The 21,866-nt window shown below is 34.5% G+C and carries 18 protein-coding genes, 5 tRNA genes and 1 pseudogene; 14 read left to right on the top strand and 10 right to left on the bottom strand.

The window, feature by feature from the left end:
- The first annotated feature begins 230 nt into the window (after positions 1-230).
- The gene (locus tag AC1MPL_RS06800; protein WP_479765040.1) at positions 231-1,349 is read left to right on the top strand and encodes an aldose epimerase family protein; all 1,119 of its coding nucleotides are present in this window, start codon (positions 231-233) and stop codon (positions 1,347-1,349) included.
- Here the strand turns inward: AC1MPL_RS06800 and AC1MPL_RS06795 are convergent.
- Positions 1,300-2,465, bottom strand: a protein-coding gene (locus tag AC1MPL_RS06795) for an IS3 family transposase (protein ID WP_479764079.1) whose coding sequence is annotated in 2 segments (ribosomal slippage) — positions 1,300-2,207 and positions 2,207-2,465 — 1,167 coding nt in all. Because the reading frame shifts where the segments join, the coding sequence is not laid out codon by codon here. The two genes, AC1MPL_RS06800 and AC1MPL_RS06795, sit on opposite strands and share 50 nt — an antisense overlap.
- A gap of 65 nt (positions 2,466-2,530) precedes the next feature.
- Between AC1MPL_RS06795 and AC1MPL_RS06790 the strand changes: the two are divergent.
- Together AC1MPL_RS06790 and AC1MPL_RS06785 are read left to right on the top strand one after the other, a co-directional pair.
- Positions 2,531-2,659: pseudogene (locus AC1MPL_RS06790) on the top strand (aldose epimerase family protein); the annotation flags it as partial.
- Positions 2,660-2,856: 197 nt separating this feature from the next.
- The gene (locus AC1MPL_RS06785; protein ID WP_479765039.1) at positions 2,857-3,552 is read left to right on the top strand and encodes a pirin family protein; all 696 of its coding nucleotides are present in this window, start codon (positions 2,857-2,859) and stop codon (positions 3,550-3,552) included.
- Positions 3,553-4,123: 571 nt separating this feature from the next.
- Here AC1MPL_RS06785 and AC1MPL_RS06780 read toward each other — a convergent pair.
- Both AC1MPL_RS06780 and AC1MPL_RS06775 read right to left on the bottom strand, forming a co-directional pair.
- Complete coding sequence (locus AC1MPL_RS06780; protein ID WP_479765038.1) at positions 4,124-4,471, bottom strand: hypothetical protein; 348 nt, start codon at positions 4,469-4,471, stop codon at positions 4,124-4,126.
- Positions 4,472-4,612: 141 nt separating this feature from the next.
- Positions 4,613-4,702 (bottom strand) — tRNA-Ser (locus tag AC1MPL_RS06775).
- 586 nt (positions 4,703-5,288) lie between these two features.
- On the opposite strand from AC1MPL_RS06775, the gene AC1MPL_RS06770 reads away from it, so the two are divergent.
- Positions 5,289-6,419, top strand: coding sequence for a transglycosylase SLT domain-containing protein (locus AC1MPL_RS06770; RefSeq protein WP_479765037.1), 1,131 nt, complete (start codon positions 5,289-5,291; stop codon positions 6,417-6,419).
- 32 nt (positions 6,420-6,451) lie between these two features.
- Here the strand turns inward: AC1MPL_RS06770 and AC1MPL_RS06765 are convergent, their stop codons facing one another.
- Both AC1MPL_RS06765 and ttcA read right to left on the bottom strand, forming a co-directional pair.
- Entirely contained in the window at positions 6,452-6,838 is a 387-nt protein-coding gene (locus AC1MPL_RS06765; RefSeq protein ID WP_479765036.1) for an SCP2 sterol-binding domain-containing protein, read from the bottom strand.
- 139 nt (positions 6,839-6,977) lie between these two features.
- Entirely contained in the window at positions 6,978-7,883 is a 906-nt protein-coding gene (ttcA, locus tag AC1MPL_RS06760; RefSeq protein ID WP_479765035.1) for a tRNA 2-thiocytidine(32) synthetase TtcA, read from the bottom strand.
- Positions 7,884-8,667: 784 nt separating this feature from the next.
- Here ttcA and AC1MPL_RS06755 point away from each other — a divergent pair.
- The 4 genes from AC1MPL_RS06755 to htpX all read left to right on the top strand — a co-directional run bounded on the left by AC1MPL_RS06755 (position 8,668) and on the right by htpX (position 12,471).
- Positions 8,668-10,116 (top strand): mannitol dehydrogenase family protein, encoded by a 1,449-nt coding sequence (locus AC1MPL_RS06755; RefSeq protein ID WP_479765034.1) that lies wholly within the window; start codon positions 8,668-8,670, stop codon positions 10,114-10,116.
- Entirely contained in the window at positions 10,109-10,522 is a 414-nt protein-coding gene (locus AC1MPL_RS06750; protein ID WP_479765033.1) for a SemiSWEET family sugar transporter, read from the top strand. The genes AC1MPL_RS06755 and AC1MPL_RS06750 overlap by 8 nt, the downstream gene beginning before the upstream one ends.
- A 131-nt stretch (positions 10,523-10,653) precedes the next feature.
- Complete coding sequence (locus tag AC1MPL_RS06745; RefSeq protein WP_479765032.1) at positions 10,654-11,442, top strand: lytic transglycosylase domain-containing protein; 789 nt, start codon at positions 10,654-10,656, stop codon at positions 11,440-11,442.
- A gap of 123 nt (positions 11,443-11,565) precedes the next feature.
- On the top strand, positions 11,566-12,471 hold the full coding sequence (htpX, locus tag AC1MPL_RS06740; RefSeq protein ID WP_479765031.1) for a protease HtpX: 906 nt from the start codon (positions 11,566-11,568) through the stop codon (positions 12,469-12,471).
- Between the two features lie 663 nt (positions 12,472-13,134).
- On the opposite strand, the gene groL is transcribed toward htpX, so the two are convergent.
- The 3 genes from groL to AC1MPL_RS06725 all read right to left on the bottom strand — a co-directional run bounded on the left by groL (position 13,135) and on the right by AC1MPL_RS06725 (position 16,074).
- Positions 13,135-14,772 carry a chaperonin GroEL gene (gene groL, locus AC1MPL_RS06735; protein ID WP_479765030.1) on the bottom strand — a complete coding sequence of 546 codons (1,638 nt, stop codon included), beginning with the start codon at positions 14,770-14,772 and terminating at the stop codon, positions 13,135-13,137.
- Between the two features lie 57 nt (positions 14,773-14,829).
- On the bottom strand, positions 14,830-15,120 hold the full coding sequence (locus tag AC1MPL_RS06730; protein ID WP_237410863.1) for a co-chaperone GroES: 291 nt from the start codon (positions 15,118-15,120) through the stop codon (positions 14,830-14,832).
- 189 nt (positions 15,121-15,309) lie between these two features.
- Entirely contained in the window at positions 15,310-16,074 is a 765-nt protein-coding gene (locus AC1MPL_RS06725; RefSeq protein WP_479765029.1) for a metallophosphoesterase family protein, read from the bottom strand.
- Positions 16,075-16,487: 413 nt separating this feature from the next.
- Here AC1MPL_RS06725 and AC1MPL_RS06720 point away from each other — a divergent pair, with 413 nt between their 5' ends.
- Together AC1MPL_RS06720 and AC1MPL_RS06715 are read left to right on the top strand one after the other, a co-directional pair.
- Positions 16,488-18,323, top strand: a complete 1,836-nt coding sequence (locus AC1MPL_RS06720; protein WP_479765028.1) for a phosphoenolpyruvate carboxykinase (GTP) — start codon at positions 16,488-16,490, stop codon at positions 18,321-18,323.
- Positions 18,324-18,452: 129 nt separating this feature from the next.
- Positions 18,453-18,881 carry a hypothetical protein gene (locus tag AC1MPL_RS06715; protein ID WP_479765027.1) on the top strand — a complete coding sequence of 143 codons (429 nt, stop codon included), beginning with the start codon at positions 18,453-18,455 and terminating at the stop codon, positions 18,879-18,881.
- 43 nt (positions 18,882-18,924) lie between these two features.
- Here the strand turns inward: AC1MPL_RS06715 and folD are convergent, their stop codons facing one another.
- On the bottom strand, positions 18,925-19,773 hold the full coding sequence (gene folD, locus AC1MPL_RS06710; RefSeq protein ID WP_479765026.1) for a bifunctional methylenetetrahydrofolate dehydrogenase/methenyltetrahydrofolate cyclohydrolase FolD: 849 nt from the start codon (positions 19,771-19,773) through the stop codon (positions 18,925-18,927).
- 152 nt (positions 19,774-19,925) lie between these two features.
- On the opposite strand from folD, the gene AC1MPL_RS06705 reads away from it, so the two are divergent.
- Positions 19,926-19,999, top strand: a tRNA-Cys gene (locus tag AC1MPL_RS06705).
- 11 nt (positions 20,000-20,010) lie between these two features.
- Positions 20,011-20,096 (top strand) — tRNA-Leu (locus AC1MPL_RS06700).
- Between the two features lie 132 nt (positions 20,097-20,228).
- On the opposite strand, the gene AC1MPL_RS06695 is transcribed toward AC1MPL_RS06700, so the two are convergent.
- A complete protein-coding gene (locus AC1MPL_RS06695; RefSeq protein WP_479765025.1) occupies positions 20,229-21,062 on the bottom strand; it encodes an undecaprenyl-diphosphate phosphatase in 834 nt (277 codons plus the stop codon).
- Positions 21,063-21,317: 255 nt separating this feature from the next.
- Between AC1MPL_RS06695 and AC1MPL_RS06690 the strand changes: the two genes are divergently transcribed.
- Both AC1MPL_RS06690 and AC1MPL_RS06685 read left to right on the top strand, forming a co-directional pair.
- Positions 21,318-21,402 (top strand) — tRNA-Leu (locus AC1MPL_RS06690).
- 374 nt (positions 21,403-21,776) lie between these two features.
- A tRNA-Leu gene (locus AC1MPL_RS06685) sits at positions 21,777-21,862 on the top strand.
- Positions 21,863-21,866: the final 4 nt, after the last annotated feature.

The raw sequence follows: 21,866 nt of genomic DNA, 5'->3' as shown, positions 1-21,866 counted from the left end.
AAAATTTAACCAAAATTACCACAAGTTGTTAATATAATTATATTTTTAATTTAAAAAACTATATTGTATTTAGTGAGAGATCTATACATACGAATTATTTTATACACTATTGTAAAAATATTGTTAATATAGCCAAACTATTAAACGAATTTGGAATCGTTTAAACACTTTAAAAGAAATTATAGTGTGAATAATTAATAGATTATATGGATGTTTAAAAGGATCATTTAATGAAAGCGAAAAATATCTTTCTTGCAGGATTTGCAGGACTGACTCTCTGTGCAACTGCCAGTGCAGCAACACTTACGAGCCAACCCTACGGCACAACTAAAAATGGACAAGCCGTAGAACAATATACCATGACTAATAAAAATGGCGTTTCTGTGTCATTTATTAGTTTTGGTGGTGTAATTACACATATCATTACCCCTGATGCTAAAGGCAAAAAAGAAAATATTGTTTTAGGTTTCGACAACTTACATGGATATGAAGTTACAGATACTAAAGAAGGTATTCACTTTGGTGCGCTTATTGGTCGCTATGCTAACCGTATTGGAAATGGAGAGTTTACTTTAGATAATAAGACATATCATTTAGAAAAAAATAATGGACCTAATACACTACATAGTGGGAATCCAGGTTATGACAAACGTGTTTGGCAGGTAGAGCCAACCATTAAAAATGGTTCAATAGTCCAAGCTGTTTTAAAACTGACAAGTCCTGACGGTGACCAAGGCTTCCCTGGAAAATTAAACGTTGAAGTCATTTATAGTTTATCTGACAACAATGAGTTTAAAATTGAATACAAAGCAACAACAGATAAACCAACTGTTATTAATCTAACAAACCATAGTTATTTTAACCTCGCTGGTGTTAAGAACAGCCCTTATGGCGTGTTAGACAACATTGTACAACTTAACTCAGACTATACACTCCTTACAGATGAGAACTCACTACCAACAGGAAAACTTGCATCTGTAGTTGGTACACCATTCGACTTTAGAAAACCTAAAGTAATTTCTAAAGATATCCGTGATGGTAATCAACAATTGGCATATGGCTATGGTTATGATCAAACTTGGGTACTTAAACAAGACAACTCAAATACCTTACAAAAGGCTGCTTTGGTTATAGATCCAAAATCGAAACGTACATTAGAAATTTCAACCACTCAACCAAGTATTCAGTTCTATACAGCAAACCACTTACTTGGAAATGTAATTGGTGCAAATAATACACTTTACCGTCAAGGCGATGTGATGTGTGCTGAATTATCAGGAGACTTTCACTTGGGAGATTTTAGGCAGCCAACTTGCAAAAGTCCTCTGCCATTTGATTTGGTGTCTTAAAATCCAAACCTTTTTGAATTCTTCGTTGATTATAAAATAACTCTATGTATTTTGTAATCTCCGCTTTGGCTTCTTCCCTCGTTTTATAGCTATGATGATGCACCAATTCGTTTTTGAGTATGCCCCAGAAGCTTTCAATCGGTGCATTATCGTAACAATCGCCACGCTTGCTCATTGAACCCTGAAAGCCACATTTTTCAAGTAAGTTTCGATATTCATGACCGCAATATTGGCTGCCTCTGTCTGAATGCACAATGAGGTCCTTAGTTGGTTTTTGATTGCGAATAGCCATATTCAATGCATCACAAACAAGCTTGGCTGTCATACGCTCATTTAAGCTGTAGCCAACCACTTGTTTCGTGTAAAGGTCTTTTACAGCTGCTAAGTACAACCAGCCTTCAGTTGTCCATATATACGTAATATCACTCGACCACGCTTGATTTGGTTTAATCATTGAGAATTGTTGTTCAAGCAAATTTGGATAGATCGCTCGGTTATGGTCACTGTTCGTTGTTCTTTTGAAACGCTTGTGGCGCTTACAATACAGCTGATTTAACTTTTTTATCTGACGAACGGCATAGGCACTAATTTTTACGCCCTGAGCCTGTAAATGCTTGGTTAAACGAATATAGCCATAGCTCTGTTTCGTTTCCTCATGTGCTATTTTGACCAAAATTGCTTGTTGATTTCGCTGAATTGATTGTTTACTCACACCTTGTTTTAGCCAATCATAAAAGCATGAAACTGATACGTGAAGTAAGCGAGCCATCAAAATAATAGGAAATAAGTGTCTTTGCGATTTCATATAGGCGTACCTTACTGACTTTCTTTGGCAAAGTACGCTGCTGCCTTTTTTAGAAATTCACGTTCCATTTCGGCTGTTTTAAGCTGCTGTTTAAGTTTTTTATTTTCTTCGAGTAAAGCATTTAGATCAGGTGAATACTGTTTTGTACCGGCTAAAGTCCCTGCCTTTGCCTTTGTATTCCAGTTCGAAAGGGTTTGCATGGAAATGCCGAGTTCTCTAGCTGTTTGGGATACATTGCCTTGATTGGCTTCTATTGCTTTGATCGCTTCAGCTTTAAATTCTGCCGTATACGTCTTGTGTTTCTTGCTCATGGTAAACTCCTGATGAGTATGTATAGTTTACCAAGTTAAACCCTCCTGTTTTTTCAGCAGACATCAATGCTTTTGCACTTGAAACGCAACATTATCCAGATAGTCCCAATAAACCGAACTTCCCCTCTACACGTTTAAACCCAGGTCAAACGTATGACAATATAACTATCTTTAAATTTGGTATTGCCAAATAATTTGATAAAAAGCCAATGATGAGCTATAAAAAATAGCTCTCATTGGTATCGGTATCTATACGTCATTTTTCCTAGTAAAATTATCACTCATTGCTACCCTACAAATAGAACAATACGTTTTATACATGTTATTTAAATAAATGATGAAAAATATAAAATAGACTATAAGAAATCAGTGATAAAATATAGGATATCTCATGAAAATGTATTTACATCGCAATGAAAATCGCGGACATGTCCAAGCAGATTGGTTAAATACATATCATAGCTTTTCATTTGGTAGCTGGTATGATCCACGTTTTATGGGTATCAGTGCCCTACGCGTCATTAATGACGATACTATAGCACCACATAATGGCTTTGGGACTCACCCACATGACAATATGGAAATCCTTACTTGTGTCTTATCAGGTACTGTAACTCATAAAGACAGTATGGGTAATGAAGGACATATTCATGCCGGAGAATGGCAATTAATGAGCGCAGGTACAGGTGTTCGCCATAGTGAAATAAATAATCAAGATATCCCTGTTCATCTATTACAAATATGGATTCAGCCAAATATACATGATGCAGAGCCAACATATCAGCAGATTAAACAAGATCCTCGTAAGCAACCTAATCAATGGCATCTTATTGTAGGACCTAACCAAACGGCACCTATGCATATCCGTCAAGATGCTGAGGTTAAAACAACCTATCTTACCCAAAATAATCAGTTACCTATTGCCACGACACAAGGTTTAAACTATGTTCATATCATCTCAGGTAAAGTAATAATAAATAATGAAGTTGTAAGTGCTGGTGATGCACTTACTTTTTCTGAAAAATTTGATGTCACAGCATTAGAAGACAGCCAAATGATTTGGTTTGATTTACCTAAAGTACAATAATACCTTATATAAGTAGGAGATATATTTTCCTACTTATTAAATTAAATCTTACAATCAAAGCTAGCTATGGCTAGAATTATTATAATTTTAAATATTTATCTCTTATGCTGATCAATCATTATTTTTAGAAATATGACAATTGAGTACTTTTGATTTATAGAAATAAATCTAGAGCATAAATATTCAATCAATTTTTTTGGGCGTAACATCAGATAAACAATTGTTCATTTATTAGACAGATGTAAGCATACAAAAGAATTTTATACTCACGTGGTAGCCAAATTATTGAATTTACAAACGAAAAATATTCATACTTGATTAATCGAATATGAATCCGAAACATTTATAAGCAATAAAGTTTCATACTCACTATTGAGTTTTGTTAGCGGTCTTTGCGAAAAATATTTTTATAGCTGCTATGACACTCTATAGTTTGATGTGATTCTTAATTGTCTGCTCACATCAGATAACAACTGATCTAGTCTTTGTTTATTGCACATACATAGTCTACTGTTACTGTTTTCATTTCTTGTCTTACTTTCATCTCATCTCTTAATATTTGGTCTTCTTGTTATATGTGTTGTTTATAGTTTTCTTTGGCGATTTTTATATTTTCTCTTGTTTCTATAAATCTTTTGTCCTCTTTTGAGAGTTGTATCATTGCTTTAGCTTTGTATGTTTGATCAAGTAATTCTATAAATTCACGTGTTAGTCTTCTTTTCTCACAAATTAGTTCGATTTTTTTACTTGCTGTAGATTCATTTATTTCCAATTCTAGTTTCTTAATTTTTGTTCTTATTATGTTTATCTCATTATTATTTTTTAATAGAAATTCATCTAGTTTACTTTGTTTTTCCGCATGAGATATTGCTGTTGCAATACTAACAAGTATTACTAATAAAAAAGCTTTTTTATTCATTTGTTTTTTACTTTCTAATATACATACAACTATTCGGAGATGATTACTGCCTGCCATTTTAATAAATACAGTTATCTTAAATATTAAAAATAAGAGAATAAAAAAATCCGTGAGACTACTGTCTCACGGATTTTTAAAATTTGGCGGAAGCGGTGAGATTCGAACTCACGGAGGGGGTAAACCCTCGTCGGTTTTCAAGACCGGTGCATTAAACCGCTCTGCCACGCTTCCAATGGTGGCTATAATATAAATATTTTTTTATTTTAGCAACTCTATTTTTAAAAATAATAATTAAGTGAATAAAAATAATACGATATAGTGATTTAGATAGGTAAATAAGCATACAAACCTAACCATATATTCTACAAATACAGCGTAATCTAGTCTTTTAATATCTTATACTAAATAAAACATACATAACATATAAACATTTTTTGTTTTCAATATAACTAGGCCTAAAAAACCTTTACGTTTACAAAATATTTTTTAATTACTTTTTTAACGTTAAATATCAGTAAAAACGTATATTTAGCTAAAACAATCGCATATATCGATCAATAAGTATATTTATCATGCATTTGACTTTTCTTTACTATCTCTTTATTATTCACTGTTCAATTTAACTGTATTTTTTTTAACCTATATTTACGATTTGTTACAGACATTTCTAAAAAGTGTAGGTTCTATTGTTAACTTATGCCATTACTTTAAATGGTGATATCCCCTCTATTTTTTAAATTGCTCTTTTTAGCAATCACTTTGATCATATTTATTTTTATTTGGTCATGGGGATACTACTTCCTATTGCGGAGCTAATATGCAAAGTAAGTCAGTAGCTATTACGAGGCGCTTGCGCCTTAAATTTAAATCTAACTCTCTCCCTATACGTTTTTCTATTATTGCAGCAGCAATGCTCCCCCTCTTACCTTTACATGCATTGACTGCTACTAAAAAGGATAAAACACAGTATGCTAACGTTATAGACCATAATAAACTTACGGTCGTTGCTGTCAAAAATCCTAGTACAGTATTTGATAATGGACAAAATCTACATGGTTTTGGTTATGATCTTATGCGTAACTATGCAAAAAGTTTAAATGTTCAGCTAGATTTCAAGGTTGTTAATGACAACTCTGCTGCTTTAGATTTAGTTGCACAAGGGAAAGCAAATATTGCTTTAACCAATGCCTCTATGTCCTCTATCGAAGAAAAAAATCTAAGTTTTTTCTCTGCAACATGTGGCAATTTTAATGCACTTTCACAAAATGGTTTAGATACCAACATTAACTTAGTTGTTAATAATGCGGAAGATCCAATTGCACAAACTGCAAGTGGTTTTACTTGCGAAGCAAAAAATGATGGTTCAATCGACCAGCTTGCTTCATTTTACAATCACAATATTGTTGAACCTACAGCATGGGAAACTATTGAGCGTGACTTAAAAGCAAGAATGCCTATTTATAAAGCAAGCTTCCAACAAGAAGCAGATAAATACAACTTAGATTGGCAATTTTTAGCTGCAATGGGTTATCAAGAATCTTATCTAAAATCAGATTCTGTTTCACCAACTGGCGTCCGTGGTTTAATGATGCTTACAAGCAGCACAGCAAAAGCTATGGGTGTAACCAACCGAAATGATCCAAGACAAAGTATTCAAGGTGGTGCAAAATATTTAGATCAACTGCTTGAGCAGTATGAAAATATTCCTTATCCAGACCGTGCTTGGTATGCACTTACTGCATACAATATGGGGCCTGGAGCAGTTTCAATTATCCAAAGTAAGATAGAAAAGCAAGGCAAAAATCCTCAAGAATGGATGAATTTATATAGCTATTTGCAAAAAAATCAAAATACAAATGCTCGCTATAAACAGGCACTACAATATGTCACACGTATTCGTGCATATTTAGAACATATTCAACAATCAAACCAGCCGATTGAAGTTTAGAATAAGAAAAGGCGAACTTAGTTCGCCTTTTCTTATAATGTATGTTTCAAAATTTCTTTAAATAATGACTTTTGTTCAGGACTAGGTTTTGCCGTCTGCAAAGCCATTAGCTGAGACATATCACCTTGTACTTTTATTTTTCCTGTCATAAATGCTTGCATTGCTGCCGTCATGTCGAACTCTAAAAAAACTCGTCTTAAAGTATTCGAATCCATATTTAATGTAGTTTTTGCATTTTCTGCTAAACCTTTTCTAAACTTACCACCTGCAAGAGCTAATTCAGTATTTTCAACTGCGCCATCATTTACAATTAAATTTATTGCTAAACTCTGCAATGCAGGTGATAGATTTAGATTCCCAGCTTGCTCTGTTAACTCATCAACTTTGGAAAACCATGCGTCTGTTAAAAATGCTGGCATTTTTATTCCTCTAAATGTCTATTCATGCGATATCAAGAATAATATCTAATATTTTAAAATACAGGATTTTTATTTATCGTCACAACTTAAATGAGAAGACATATCATAAGTTACAATATGTCTCTTATAAAAATTGAGATTATTCTACTGCAAATCCAAGATTAACAACGTCTAAACGTTTTTTCATCTCTTCAGTATCTTTTAAATCAAACTCTCGCTCTTCATCTAGCTTTTCAAAATCAAAAAGATCTCTGTCGGCAAGTTGCGATGGTGAGACATTCTGTAACGCACCAAAAATACTATGCAAACGTTTCGGATATTCTTTATCCCATTCTCTTAACATATTATTTAACATAGCACGCTGTAAGTTTTCTTGCGAACCACATAAATTACATGGAATAATTGGGAATTTACGCATTTCTGCATATTTAATAATGTCTTTTTCTTCCACATATGCAAGAGGACGGATAAGAATATTTTTCTTATCTGAAGACAAAAGTTTCGGTGGCATTGCCTTTAAGCTACCACCATGAAAAAGGTTTAAAAAGAATGTCGCAATAATGTCATCACGATGATGCCCTAGAGCTACCTTTGTTGCACCAATCTCTTGAGCAAACCCATAAAGCGAGCCACGGCGTAAACGAGAGCATACAGCGCAATATGTTTTTCCTTCAGGAGTCAGACGCTTTGTAATACTATATGTATCTTTCTCTAAAATATAATAAGGAATATTATTGGCTTCTAAATATGCTGGTAATACATCCTCTGGAAAACCTGGTTGCTTCTGATCTAGATTTACAGCAATCACATCAAAATTAACAGGCGCTACACGCTTAAAATTTAAGAGTATATCTAATAAGGTATAGCTATCCTTTCCACCAGAAATACATACCATTACCTTGTCACCTTCTTCGATCATTTTATAATCACGAATAGCATGGCCAACCTGACGGCGTAACTTCTTGAGCAATCGATAATAAGATGAACTGGTTGGTAGCTCTGGCTTAAAATTAAATCCTTGCTGGGACTCAATTGGAGAGTACATAGACGATACAAACCCTAAAAAAAATATCGCACGATTTTATATTATTCTTGTCCAATACGCATTAGCTCATTGCTAATTATTACGATAATTTTCTTAAATTTGAGCCAGATATTTATAAAAATAAACTCTTAATCTAATTTATTAAATTTCATCAAAATTTAATAATATTTAAAGTATAATTTTCTAGATATTACTTCTATTTATAGCAATAGATTTCATATCTGAAAGCTTTAATATAGTTTTCCACAAAACCTGTGGATAAGTTTGTGGATTCTATAGGTATTGACAAAAGTTTCCCTTCTCACTGTAAGGCTTTCGATCAAATTGATTATTTTTTAATCTAAAAAAAATATCAATTAAAAACAAAAACTTATGCAAGTCAATAGTGCTGTATAAAAAAAATTATATTATTTTTTTTCATTATTCTTTAGCTATTTTTCTTGATTTTTTACCTGAGTACTGTTACATAAAAAGTATATTTTTTTCTATAACACACTTGCGAAAAGATCAAATTTATTACAACATTGTTACTAAATCTAACAAATTTTTTGTTACATATAATTTATTTTTAGATTAAACAAGATAAATACAAGTACATGATATAATTAAATTTATTTAAAAATAAAGTTAATTATTCTTTATTATAAAGACATAAAAACTTCTACTTAAAACTCTATAATCCGCAATCATTCAACCTATATACGACTTAAGATAGCATTTCACCATCAAATCTTATGGTAAGCTAAAAAACAAGCAGAAAAACCTTAATAAGGAAGGAGTAAGTTTGAATAAGCAATTGCTTAAGTCCGACTCACCGAGTTTATGGTTGCATTTAGGGGCTAGTGCTTTTTTTAGAGCACATCAAGCGTATTACTTAAATAAGCTACACCAACTTGGTGATTCATCATGGGAAATGCACTTAGCGAATATTCGTAACAGTCACTCTCAAAAGATACTAGAACGACTGAAAAGCCAAAATGGTTTTTATACTTTAGAAATTATTTCACCTCATGGTCATATTGAATATGAGCCAGTTCATAGTTTAAAAAACATTATTTTGTGGAATCCTCAAATTTCTAATATTGTAGAAGTTGGTATTCATTCAAATACTAAAATTATTTCTTTTACAGTTACAGAAAGTGGATATTTCCTTACTGATCAAGGTCATCTAAACCTCTCCCACCCTGATATTCAAAATGATTTAAATAGTCATAATGAAATACAAACTCTTTATGGTGCGTTATACCTAATTTTGCATCAACGTATGCAACAACTTGGACAGCAAGGTGCTATCACATTGCTTAGTTGCGATAACCTTAGAAATAATGGGGACAGTTTTAAAACAGGCCTTCTCGATTTTATTAAAGCCAAGAAAGATGATCTATTATTTTTATGGGTAACCCAATATGTTTCAACACCAACCAGTATGGTAGATCGAATTACACCTAAATTTGATGCTAGCATTCATACTCGTATGCAAGCTGTAGGTTTATCAGCTGACCTAGAGCCTTTAACCTGTGAACACTATACACGCTGGGTAGTTCAGGATAATTTTATTCATGGAAGACCTAAATTAGAACGTGTTGGTGTTGAGTTTGTTAAAGATGTTGCACCATATGAAGAAGCGAAAATTCGCCTTTTAAATGCAAGTCACAGTGGAATTGCATGGATGGGTGCATTAATCAATAAAGTATTTATTCATGAAACATTAGATAACACCTATATAAAAATGCTGATTAAAGAATATGCGGAAAAAGACGTTGCTACAGCTTTAGAAATGCATGATATTGAAATTGATACTGCATTAGAAATTGCAACCATCTTAGAGCGTTTTAAAAATCCTTATGTAAAAGATACAGTTGCACGTGTTTCTTCTGACAGTATTTCTAAACTACACGGCTTTATCGTACCAACGATTAAAGATAGATTTTCTCAAGATCAAATACCAACAGCTGCACTTAAAATTGTTGCACTTTATTTTTTATTCTTAGAGAAACACTATACCCAACAGCTCAATTTTACATATGAAGATCAAGTATTTGACACAATAGATTTAAGTGAAATCTTTACTCATGCGATACCTGAAAAAGCATTTGTAGAAACAGAAGTACTTTTTGGCTCACTCACGACACAGCCTAAATTTCGTGAAAATTTAATTAGAGCAATTTTAGAAGTGAAAAACTACTTTGCTCTGCCTAGGCAGAGTAATAATGAGGAACTTAAAAATGAATAGTCAGTATAAAAAAGATATAGCTATTATCCTTGCGACAATTATTACAGTTGCAATCGCAGTTGCCATTCTTTATCAATGGCCTGTTGCTCTTGGTGCGCTTGCAGCATGGGTTACAACTGGATCTTTTTTCCTGCAAGTCATTCACATGATGCGCAAAAAAGATACTACAGGTGTATCTTTAGGAATGTATGCTGCTCTATTTTTTGGTGTAACTAGCTGGACATTTTATGGTTATAAAATGCATGATATTCCTGTCATGACAGCAAATGGACTTACTGCTATTTTAGCACTTACCGTTATTGTACTAAAGCTATATAATGAACGTCCTATTAGACAAAAAGTTGCTAAGAAACGTCTTATGACCAAGTCTAAAATGCGTGCAACTATGAAACAACAGATTGGTTAATACATATTAGTACTAATGATGTTATAAATTTAAATAAAGCTTATAACATCATTAGCAACTAAGTTTTATCTTGCTTTTAGAGGCTAAATTGCTAAAAATCTCTTTTCTATCCTATCTTCTTGAAAAATTAAATGCAGATATTTAAGATCATTCTACCTATATCTTTTTATATAGGTTTAAATACGTTCACACATGCTGGTCATATTTATACTTATGAAGATAATGATGGGTCTTATTTATTTACTAACCAACCTCAAGCAAATAAAAATCTTACAGCTGTTAAAGTAACATACTATCCTGACAGTAATATTCACTCATACCGAAATTGGGGTAGATCAGAAGCCTCCGTACTTCCAACATTCAGTAAAAATAAAAATAGTTTTGATGATATTATTTCTACCTCAGCACAACAGCATGGTATTCCTGCAGGTTTAATTAAAGCAATTATGCATACAGAGTCAGGTTTTAATATACATGCAACATCGCCAGTTGGCGCACAAGGCCTAATGCAACTGATGCCATCAACAGCTAAACGCTTCCATGTTAAAAATAGCTATGACCCAAATGAAAATATACATGGTGCAGCTCAATATTTAAGTACACTTCTAAAAAGATTTAATGGTAATACTCCTCTTGTCCTCGCTGCATATAATGCAGGAGAAGGCAATGTACAGAAATATGGCGGTGTTCCTCCTTTTAAAGAAACAAAAGATTATATAAAACGTGTACTCGATAGATATCATAATTTGTATCGTTCAGAACTAATACTTACAACCAAAGAAAGTATACAAAGCAGTCACCTTAATACCTCTAGCTCTATATCGCCATCTGTTGCACAAATAAATCCTAATCAGAAACATGAGTATAAAATTATTCAGTTATCTGATGGTACTTATACGTCTGTGACAGTACACAATTAAAGTCAATCCTTTATCATTTATGTAATCCCCACTTGAATTTTCAAATATCAAACTACATATTACGAAGAAGACTCGCAGGTTTTTGGCTGAGTTTCTATTTTTAATTATAAGAGGATATGCTCAATGATGCGGATTGGTTTGTTTTTGCTAACCAACCTCGCGGTACTGGTTGTCGCTGGTCTTATTTTGTCAGTATTAGGGGTCGGAAGTTACCATGGTGCTCGTGGTTTAAACTTAGGCAACTTACTTGTGATGTGCTTCGTCTTTGGTATGGTTGGTTCTTTAATTTCGCTATTCATGTCTAAATGGATGGCAAAAAATACAACTGGCACAGAGCTAATTAACCCAAATGCACCACGTAACCAAGCTGAGGCATGGTTACTACAAACGGTTGCTGAACTTTCTCAACGCGCTGGAATTGCAATGCCTGAAGTAGGTGTTTTTCCATCATACCAATCAAATGCTTTTGCTACAGGCTGGAATAAGAACGATGCTCTCGTCGCCGTTTCAAGTGGCATACTTGAAAACATGAGCCAAGACGAATTGCGTGCTGTTATTGGACATGAGATTGGACATATCGCAAATGGTGATATGGTTACAATGTCATTAGTACAAGGCGTCGTCAATACATTTGTAATGTTCTTTGCTCGGGTTGTCGGTGATTTTATTGACCGTAATATATTCGGTCGTGAAGAAGGTGATCCACCAGGTATCGCCTATTTTGTAATTACAATGATACTTGATCTTGTTTTTGGATTTCTTGCAAATACAATTATCATGTGGTTCTCAAGATATCGTGAGTATCGTGCAGATGAAGCTGGTGCGCAACTTGCTGGTAAACAAGCCATGATTAATGCTTTATTGCGCTTACAAGCAGAAAGTAATGTTCCGGACCAAATGCCAAAAGAAATGAAGGCACTTGCTATTACTGAAGGTAAGACTGAAGGATTTAGCTTTGCAGCACTTTTTCAAAGTCATCCAAATATTAACGATCGTATTCAAGCATTGCAAAATTACAATTGCCCATAATATAAAATAGTTAAAGGCCTCCATAACTTGGGGGCTTTATTAATTTTTTTGCAAAAAAAAGCCATACTCTGTCAGTAGGAGTATGACCCAAAGTAGGAAATTACAGCATAATTCCTATGCATCATAGGTTAAAAAGAATAACTTAAAAAAAACTTAATTTATTTCTATTTTTTAATAAGATTGATATTTAAATGAAAAATAGAATAAATAGATATAAAAATAACTTCGCTGGGCCTATAACCATGAAGAGAATAGAAAAGATTATATATTTAATAGTACTTATACACCGATTTTAGACAGAGTTGTGGATATTCGAGCCTCTAAAAATTACAAATAGTTCTGCTCAAAAGCCTCAGGGATTAACTACTTGTACAATGTCTGTTTTCTTAACTCGATTGTAGTAAATTTCAATATACTCAAACAAGACTGTATTAGGCTCCTTTCTTATAGAAAATATACTGTCATATACAGTATTCCCCTTTTAGAAAATGGATTGCTTAAATCACTTAACTACGACTAATGGTTATATCTATAGAAAAGGCCGCTAATTAGCGACCTTCTTTTTTTACTACAAAAACATTTGTGAGTAAGATTGTGAATAGCTATTCATCAATAATTAAATTAAATACTATAATTTAACTACTTAAATAGAAAATGAGTGGCTTACATCATACCGCCCATACCACCCATACCGCCCATATCAGGTGCAGCAGCAGGTTTTTCTTCAGGAATTTCTGTAATCATTGCCTCAGTAGTAAGCATTAAGCCAGCAACAGATGCCGCATGCTCAAGTGCAGAACGCGTTACTTTCGCAGGGTCTAAAATACCCATTTCGATCATATCGCCATATTCACCAGTTGCAGCGTTGTAACCATAGTTACCTTCACCTTGCTTAATTGCATTAATTACAACAGAAGGTTCATCTCCTGCATTCGCAACAATTTGACGTAAAGGCGCTTCAATCGCACGGCGTAGAATATTAATACCCGCTGTCTGATCTTCATTTTCACCTGTTAAACCATCAAGCGCGTTTACAGCACGTACAAGGGCAACACCACCACCTGCAACAACACCTTCTTCAACCGCTGCACGTGTTGCATGTAAAGCATCATCCACACGGTCTTTTTTCTCTTTCATTTCAACTTCAGTTGCTGCACCAATTTTAATAACAGCAACACCACCAGCAAGTTTAGCAACACGTTCTTGCAGCTTCTCACGGTCATATTCAGAAGTTGATTCTTCAATTTGCGCACGAATTTGTTGAACACGCTCATCAATCATTGCAGCATTACCTGCACCATCAACAATTACTGTGTTCTCTTTAGATACAGTCACTTTATGTGCAGTACCTAAATCTTCTAAAGATGCCTTCTCTAAAGACATGCCCACTTCTTCAGAAATAACATTTGCACCTGTTAAAATTGCAATATCTTGTAGCATTGCTTTACGACGATCACCAAAGCCAGGTGCTTTCACTGCACATACTTTAATAATACCGCGCATGTTGTTTACAACAAGTGTTGCAAGCGCTTCGCCTTCAACATCTTCAGCAATAATTAATAAAGGCTTACCTGTTTTAGCAACAGCCTCTAAAGTTGTGATTAACTCACGAATATTACTAATTTTTTTATCAACAAGAAGGATAAATGGATTTTCTAATTCAGCAGTTAGAGTTTCTTGCTTATTAGAGAAATATGGGCTGAGGTAACCACGGTCAAACTGCATACCTTCAACAACATCAAGAGAGTCTTCAAAACCTGAACCCTCTTCAACAGTAATCACACCTTCTTTACCCACTTTTTCCATTGCTTGAGCAATTAATTTGCCCACAGTATGGTCAGAGTTTGCAGAAATTGAACCAACTTGCTCAATTGCTTTAAAGTCATTTGCAGGGGTTGAGTTCTTACGAATGTTCTCAACTGCAACTTTAACAGCAATATCAATACCGCGTTTTAAGTCCATTGGGTTCATACCTGCAGTTACAGATTTAACACCCTCATTTACAATTGCTTGAGCAAGTACGGTTGCTGTAGTTGTACCATCACCTGCAACATCATTTGTTTTTGAAGACACTTCACGTACAAGTTGCGCACCCATGTTTTCAAATTTATCTTTTAATGTAATTTCTTTTGCAACAGTTACACCATCTTTTGTAATGTGTGGTGCACCAAAAGAACGGTCGATTACAACATTACGACCTTTAGGGCCTAAAGTTACCTTTACAGCATCTGCAAGGATATTTACACCTGCAATCATTTTTGAGCGTGCTGAATCACCAAATTTTACGTCTTTAGCTGACATTGTATTACTCCAAAATCTTTTATTTATTTCATCTGATACTTACAAAAGTTTGTCTACTTAGCCTTCTAGAACAGCTAAGATGTCAGACTCTTTCATAATCAATAATTCTTCACCATCAACTTTAACTGTCGTACCTGCGTAAGTACCAAATAGTACTTTATCGCCTACTTTCACATCTAAAGCACGAACACCATTTTCAGTAATTTGACCATTACCAACAGCAATTACCTCACCCTCAGATGGTTTTTCTGCTGCTGAACCAGGTAGTAAAATACCGCCTGCTGTTTTTGTTTCTTCTTCAACACGGCGAATAACGACACGATCATGTAATGGGCGAATGTTGCTCATATGTAAAACTCCATCAGACTAAGTCTTGTTTCAAAAATTAATAGTAGTGTTTTCAGTATGATTTATACCACTATTAACATATTGTTCCGATGCCATTTTTTTGGGGGTTTAAATAAAACCTTCAAGGGCAAAAATTAAAAATAAATATCTTTTGCATTTTTTTTAATCACTTCATGTATTCTTATATCTTTAATGAGTTTCTCTCAAAGTAAACTCTTTAGATATTTCATCAAATATATAATGTTGAATAGAACCATCTTTAAAAAGAACATTAAAACCATTTGGTTCATTTTTTCGTAATCGCCATGAAGTTGCTGTTCCTGCATGAATATCAAAAATAGGACCTGCACGTAATTGATATACTTGGGTCAAGTTATACACCCCCATTAAGTGTAAGTGACCATGTAATAAACCAAATAATCCATATTTAGACCATTGCTCTAATGCAAACCGCCCTCTATTAGGACAATCTCCTAAACCATGTCCTTTTTCTTGTGCAACATAAAATGGTTGGTGCACTACAACAAGCTTTAATTTATTTTCAGGAGCATGCTTTAACTTTTGTGAAACTTCATCAACTTGTGCTAACGAAATATGACCTTTAGTATGATGATGGCGGCGAATACTATTCACCCCAATTAAATAAAAGTTCTCCGTTTCTAAAGTGTCCTCAAGTTCTCCAAAAAATGTTTTATAACTATGAAAAGGGCTAAAAAATCGCTGCCAAACATGATAAAGCGGAATATCATGATTACCAGGGACTACCAAATAAGGAATACTAAGCCCATCTAGAAATTTTTTACAATTTAAAAATTGAATAATTCTCGCTCTTTGTGTGAGATCACCACTCACAGCAACAACCTCGATACGATATTGCTCACAAAATTTTTTAATTGCTAATAAACATTCTTGTTTTTCTGTCCCAAAATGTAAATCGGATAAATGAAGTAGCATAATGCACCATTAATATTAATAATTTCGTCCTGAATGTGCTCCATTTTTCTATAAACATCATATAGAGTCTGAGCGTCTTATTACTATTACTTTAATAAGTATATAACTATCATTTAAAGGAAATATTAAAAACAAAATATGTGTTTTATATAAATATTTGTTAGCACCAATCACCCCCATAAGCAACTGATTTATATTAATATTTAAAAAATAAATGAAATTAATCTATGTATTTATAATAAAAATGTAACGTCCATTATAATCTTAACCTATTGTTTTAAATACTTATTTATTTCACTTATGTATAGACCCAATTCGAAATAAACAATTTTTATATATTAATTTCCTATACTAGATATGCTCTAATATTTACACAGAAAAACACCTCTATTTATATTTAAGGTATAAGCACAATGCAATTAAATACACCTAAGTTCGTTAACCATCCAGAATTAATCACTTGGGTGGAAGAAATTGCTAAACTTACAAAACCTGCAAACATTGAATGGTGCGATGGTAGTGAAGAAGAATACAACCATCTGATTCAACAGATGATTTCTAATGGTACCATGCAAACACTGAATGAGGAAAAACATCCTGGTTCATATCTTGCTAACTCAGATCCATCAGATGTAGCTCGCGTGGAAGACCGTACTTTCATCTGCAGCAATAATAAAGAAGATGCTGGCGCAACAAACAACTGGGAAGACCCAACAATTATGCGTGGCAAGCTTTCAAAACTATTCGATGGCTGTATGAAAGGTCGTACAATGTACATTGTCCCTTTTTCGATGGGACCTCTTGGCAGCCACATTGCACACATTGGTATCGAAATTACAGATTCACCATATGTCGTTGTAAGTATGCGTAAAATGGCACGTATGGGAAAAGCTGTATATGACGTACTAGGTACAAATGGTCATTTTATTCCATGTGTACATAGTGTAGGCATGCCTCTCCTATCAAATGAGAAGGATGTTGCATGGCCATGCAATAAAGAAAAATATATTGTTCATTATCCTGAAACACGCGAAATTTGGTCTTTTGGCTCTGGATATGGGGGCAATGCACTACTTGGTAAAAAATGCCTTGCATTACGTATCGCATCTGTAATGGGACGTGAACAAGGTTGGCTTGCAGAACATATGCTTATTCTGGGCATCACTAATCCAGAAGGTAAAAAACACTATATCGCTGCTGCATTTCCATCTGCATGTGGTAAAACCAACTTTGCAATGCTCATTCCACCAAAAGAATATAACGGTTGGAAAATAGAAACTGTTGGAGATGACATTGCTTGGATTAAACCAAGTGAAGATGGCCAACTTTATGCCATTAACCCTGAAGCTGGTTTCTTTGGCGTTGCACCTGGTACAAATACAAAAACCAACCCTAATTGCATGGCGACTTTGCATAAAGATGTCATCTATACCAATGTTGCTGTATCCGATACAGGCGAAGTATGGTGGGAAGGTCTCACAAAAGAAGTTCCCAACAACCTTACAAACTGGAAAGGTCAACCTCATCAAAATGATGAAAAAGCTGCACACCCAAATGCACGCTTTACTGTTGCTGCATCACAATGTCCATCCATTGATGCTGACTGGGAAAATCCAGCAGGTGTTCCAATCTCTGCTTTCATTTTTGGTGGTCGAAGAGCAGATACAATTCCTTTAGTATCCGAAGCTTTTGACTGGGTAGATGGTGTATATAAAGCGGCGACAATGGGTTCAGAAACAACAGCTGCTGCAGTGGGTCAACAAGGTGTTGTACGCCGTGACCCTTTCGCCATGTTACCTTTCACAGGTTATAACATGGCTGATTACTTCAATCACTGGTTACAAATTGGTGAAGACTTACATGCGAAAGCAACAGCTCGTGGCAATCAGCCTCCTAAAATTTTTAATGTAAACTGGTTCCGCCGTGATGAGCAAGGTAATTTCATTTGGCCTGGTTTTGGTCAAAACATGCGTGTATTAGAATGGATTATTAATCGTTGTGATGGTCAAGCAAATGCAACAGAAACACCTATTGGTCTAGTTCCTGAATATAAAGACATTAACTGGACTGGAGTTGACTTTTCACTAGAAAAATTTGAACAGATAACAGATCTAGATGAAGAATTATGGGTTCAAGAACTTGAAAGTCACTATGCCTTATTTGAAAAATTAGGTAATCGTTTACCTAAAGCATTATCAGATAGACAACAGCAGCTTTTAAAAAGATTTAAAGAAGATATATATGCATAATTAATAGCTTTATATCCCTTTATATATGGCCACATTATTGTGGCCATTTTTATAAAATGCCTATAGAAAAACTAAAACTTTCAGCTTAATATGACATGCATTAAACACAAAAATAGAAATGGATCATACATGATGAAAAAGGTACTTTTATTTATTGGTATTGCTACAGTCGGTCTAACTCTAACTGCATGTCAAAATACTCCTCAGAAATATAATGGTAATGCAGGTTATACAATAGAAAGTAAAACAAACAATACTGCAATTATTAGTTATACTTTAGCTGTTCAACCAAACCATGCACTTAACCAAACAAAATTAGAAAATACATGTAAAAAGGCATTAACAGAAACTTTAAACTATAGCGTAAAAATTCTAAGTACAGATGAAATTATAAACCCTGCCAATACACCTCAAAAGACAGGCATAAACATTGGGCATAGCCAAACAACTTTTGGTCTTGCAAATACGAGTGCTGAAAATAACAATGCATCACGCACAGCACTTGGCATACACCCAAATACACTTACTGTTGTTCGCTATGAATGCACACCTAGATAATAAAAAAGCACAGCTAAGCTGTGCTTTTTTATATTTTCATCTATTAACCTAATGCTTTTTCTGCGGCTTCCACAGTTTGGCGAATTAGTGTTGTAATGGTCATTGGACCCACACCACCTGGTACAGGTGTATAAGCAGAAGCAACGTCTTCAATCCCTACAAGCTGGATATCGCCTACACCGCCATTTTCACGCGGATGAAAACCCGCATCAACAACAACAGCACCTTTTTTAATCCAATCTTTTTTAATAAGTTCAGCCTTACCTACCGCACCTACAACGATATCAGCCTGCTTCACAAGATCAGATAAATTTTGAGTACGAGAATGGCAAATCGTTACCGTAGCATTCGCTTGTAGAAGCATCATTGCCATTGGCTTACCTAAAATTGAAGAACGTCCCACAACGACAGCATGCTTACCTGAAATTTCAATATTATTTTCTTTAAGAATAGTCATAATTCCCGCTGGTGTTGCAGAGCCATATGCTGACTCACCCATTGCCATATGACCAAACCCTAAACAAGTCACACCATCAACATCTTTTTCTAAACGGATTGCATCAAAACATGCACGTTCATCAATTTGCGCAGGCACAGGATGTTGTAGAAGAATACCATGTACATCAGGATTGGCATTTAGTTTTTCAATTTCCGCAAGTAACTCTTCAGTTGTTGTTTGTTCAGACAATTCAATTTTTAATGAATCCATACCAACACGGCGGCATGCATTCCCTTTCATACGCACATAAGTAGCAGATGCACCATCATCACCAACTAAAATTGTTGCTAATATAGGAGTACGACCCGTTTTTGCCTTTAATACCTCAACTCTTTCTAGTAAATTACTTTCAATTGTTTTTGCTAAAGCCTTTCCATCTAAAACAAGTGCCACAGTGCATCTCCAAGATCATTTTTAAACTAATTTCGTAATAATACATGATTATTTTAGCAATTTTACTTTATATGCCGAATTTATGAACATATATTCATAGTTATCTATTGTGTTTTTTCAAAAGGTTGCTAATATGTGCATCACCAAGACATGGCGGGGTGGCAGAGTGGTCATGCAGCGGACTGCAACTCCGTGTACGCCGGTTCGATTCCGACCTCCGCCTCCAATCTTGGTAAAGCCCGGGTGGTGAAATAGGTAGACACAGGGGATTTAAAATCCCCCGCCCACAAAGCGTGCCGGTTCGAGTCCGGCCCCGGGCACCATTCTAAATAACATTAGAATAGTGTAAAAAGAAAACCAGCTTGAAGCTGGTTTTTTTGTATTTATACTTTAAGTAAAATATAAAAATGGGCTGTAATCATACAACCCACTCCTTTTTAAGCCAAAACAAAATATTAAGATACAATAAGTACAACTACTGCAAAGCACATACAATAAATCCCAAACAAGTGCCAGCGTCCACTCTCAAGCCACGATGACAACCACTTTAATGCAGCTAAGCCCGCAATAAAGCTTGCAATCATCCCTACTAAACTTGGAAAGATGAAATGACTAATCTGTACATGTGCTGCACCTTGGGTATGTAATAAACGTACAAACTCTTTAATAATAATGACAGGTGTGAGTACGACTGCAAGAGCAAAACTAAATTCTTCAACTTTCTGACGCGATAAACCTAATAATAAACCTGTCGAAATAGTTGCGCCCGATCTAGAAAAACCACGAAATGGAAGACAAAGTGCTTGAACCGCACCAATAATAGATGCCTTCTTTAAATCTAGTTCATGCTTTTGATCTTGCTTCAAACGAGAGGATAAAATAATAATAATCCCTGAAGCAAATAAGGCTGCTGCCATTAACTTTGAATTACTAAATAAATGCTCGATCTCAAAACTATCTGCATTACCAAAAAATACATGCTTAATAAAAGATTGTAATGCCAACCCAAGAAAACCCGTCACTGCAGTTGCAGCAATAATATAAAGCGCTTGTTTTTTGAAATTATCTACTGATGAAAAATATGTTTGCTTCCATGATTTCCAAAAGTAAACAATTACAGCAAACATTGTTCCTGTATGTAGCATGACAAGTAAAAAGGTCATTTCAGGAGCAGATGGATCAAAACCCATTAACTTTTCAGCAAGAATCACATGTGATGAACTCGATACTGGCAATAGCTCTGCAAGACCTTGAATAATTGCAAGTAAAATGACATGGACTAAATTCATAAAACGCTCTTTTTAACATTATTGCTGTTTTATACGAGGAATTTCTTATAAATAGATTAAAAAATCTAAATCATTTCACACCTGAAACAATATCTATGCTTTGACTTAGATATTTCTATTATAAATAATATGTTACAGCAAAAGATAAGTTTGCTCTTATTTCAGACAATCGCCTTATATTTGCATAAAACATCATCAACAAAAAGTATAATTACTTGCTATTACCTACATAATTCACTAACATCACTTCCACATGCCCGGGTGGTGAAATAGGTAGACACAGGGGATTTAAAATCCCCCGCCCACAAAGCGTGCCGGTTCGAGTCCGGCCCGGGCACCATTCTAAATAACATTAGAATGGTGTAAGAAGAAAACCAGCTTTAAGCTGGTTTTTTTATTTGTACTTCTATTTCCCAACCTTAAAATTAAAAAATTCTCAAGCTTTCCGACTCAACTGAAAATGTATTTTCTTCAATAATATTTATTATGTTTCATATAAATTATACATAAAAAAACTGCCTCAAAAGTTGCCAGCAGTAAGATTATTCTCTCTAAATATGCTAGAACAATTTATGCAAATCATAACTTGTAGTAATACACATACTTCATATAAACAAAAGCAGCATAAATTATTTTTTAATTTTGTATAAAATACCTACATTTAAAATAAAAAATCTTGATCTTTTTAAATGTTTTATCTATTATTGCGCACATGCCCGGGTGGTGAAATAGGTAGACACAGGGGATTTAAAATCCCCCGCCCACAAAGCGTGCCGGTTCGAGTCCGGCCCCGGGCACCATTCT

Source organism: Acinetobacter sp. N1-1 (assembly GCF_056711485.1).
The sequence above is the reverse complement of the archived record's forward strand: the minus strand, read 5'-3'. Positions and strand labels throughout refer to the sequence as shown.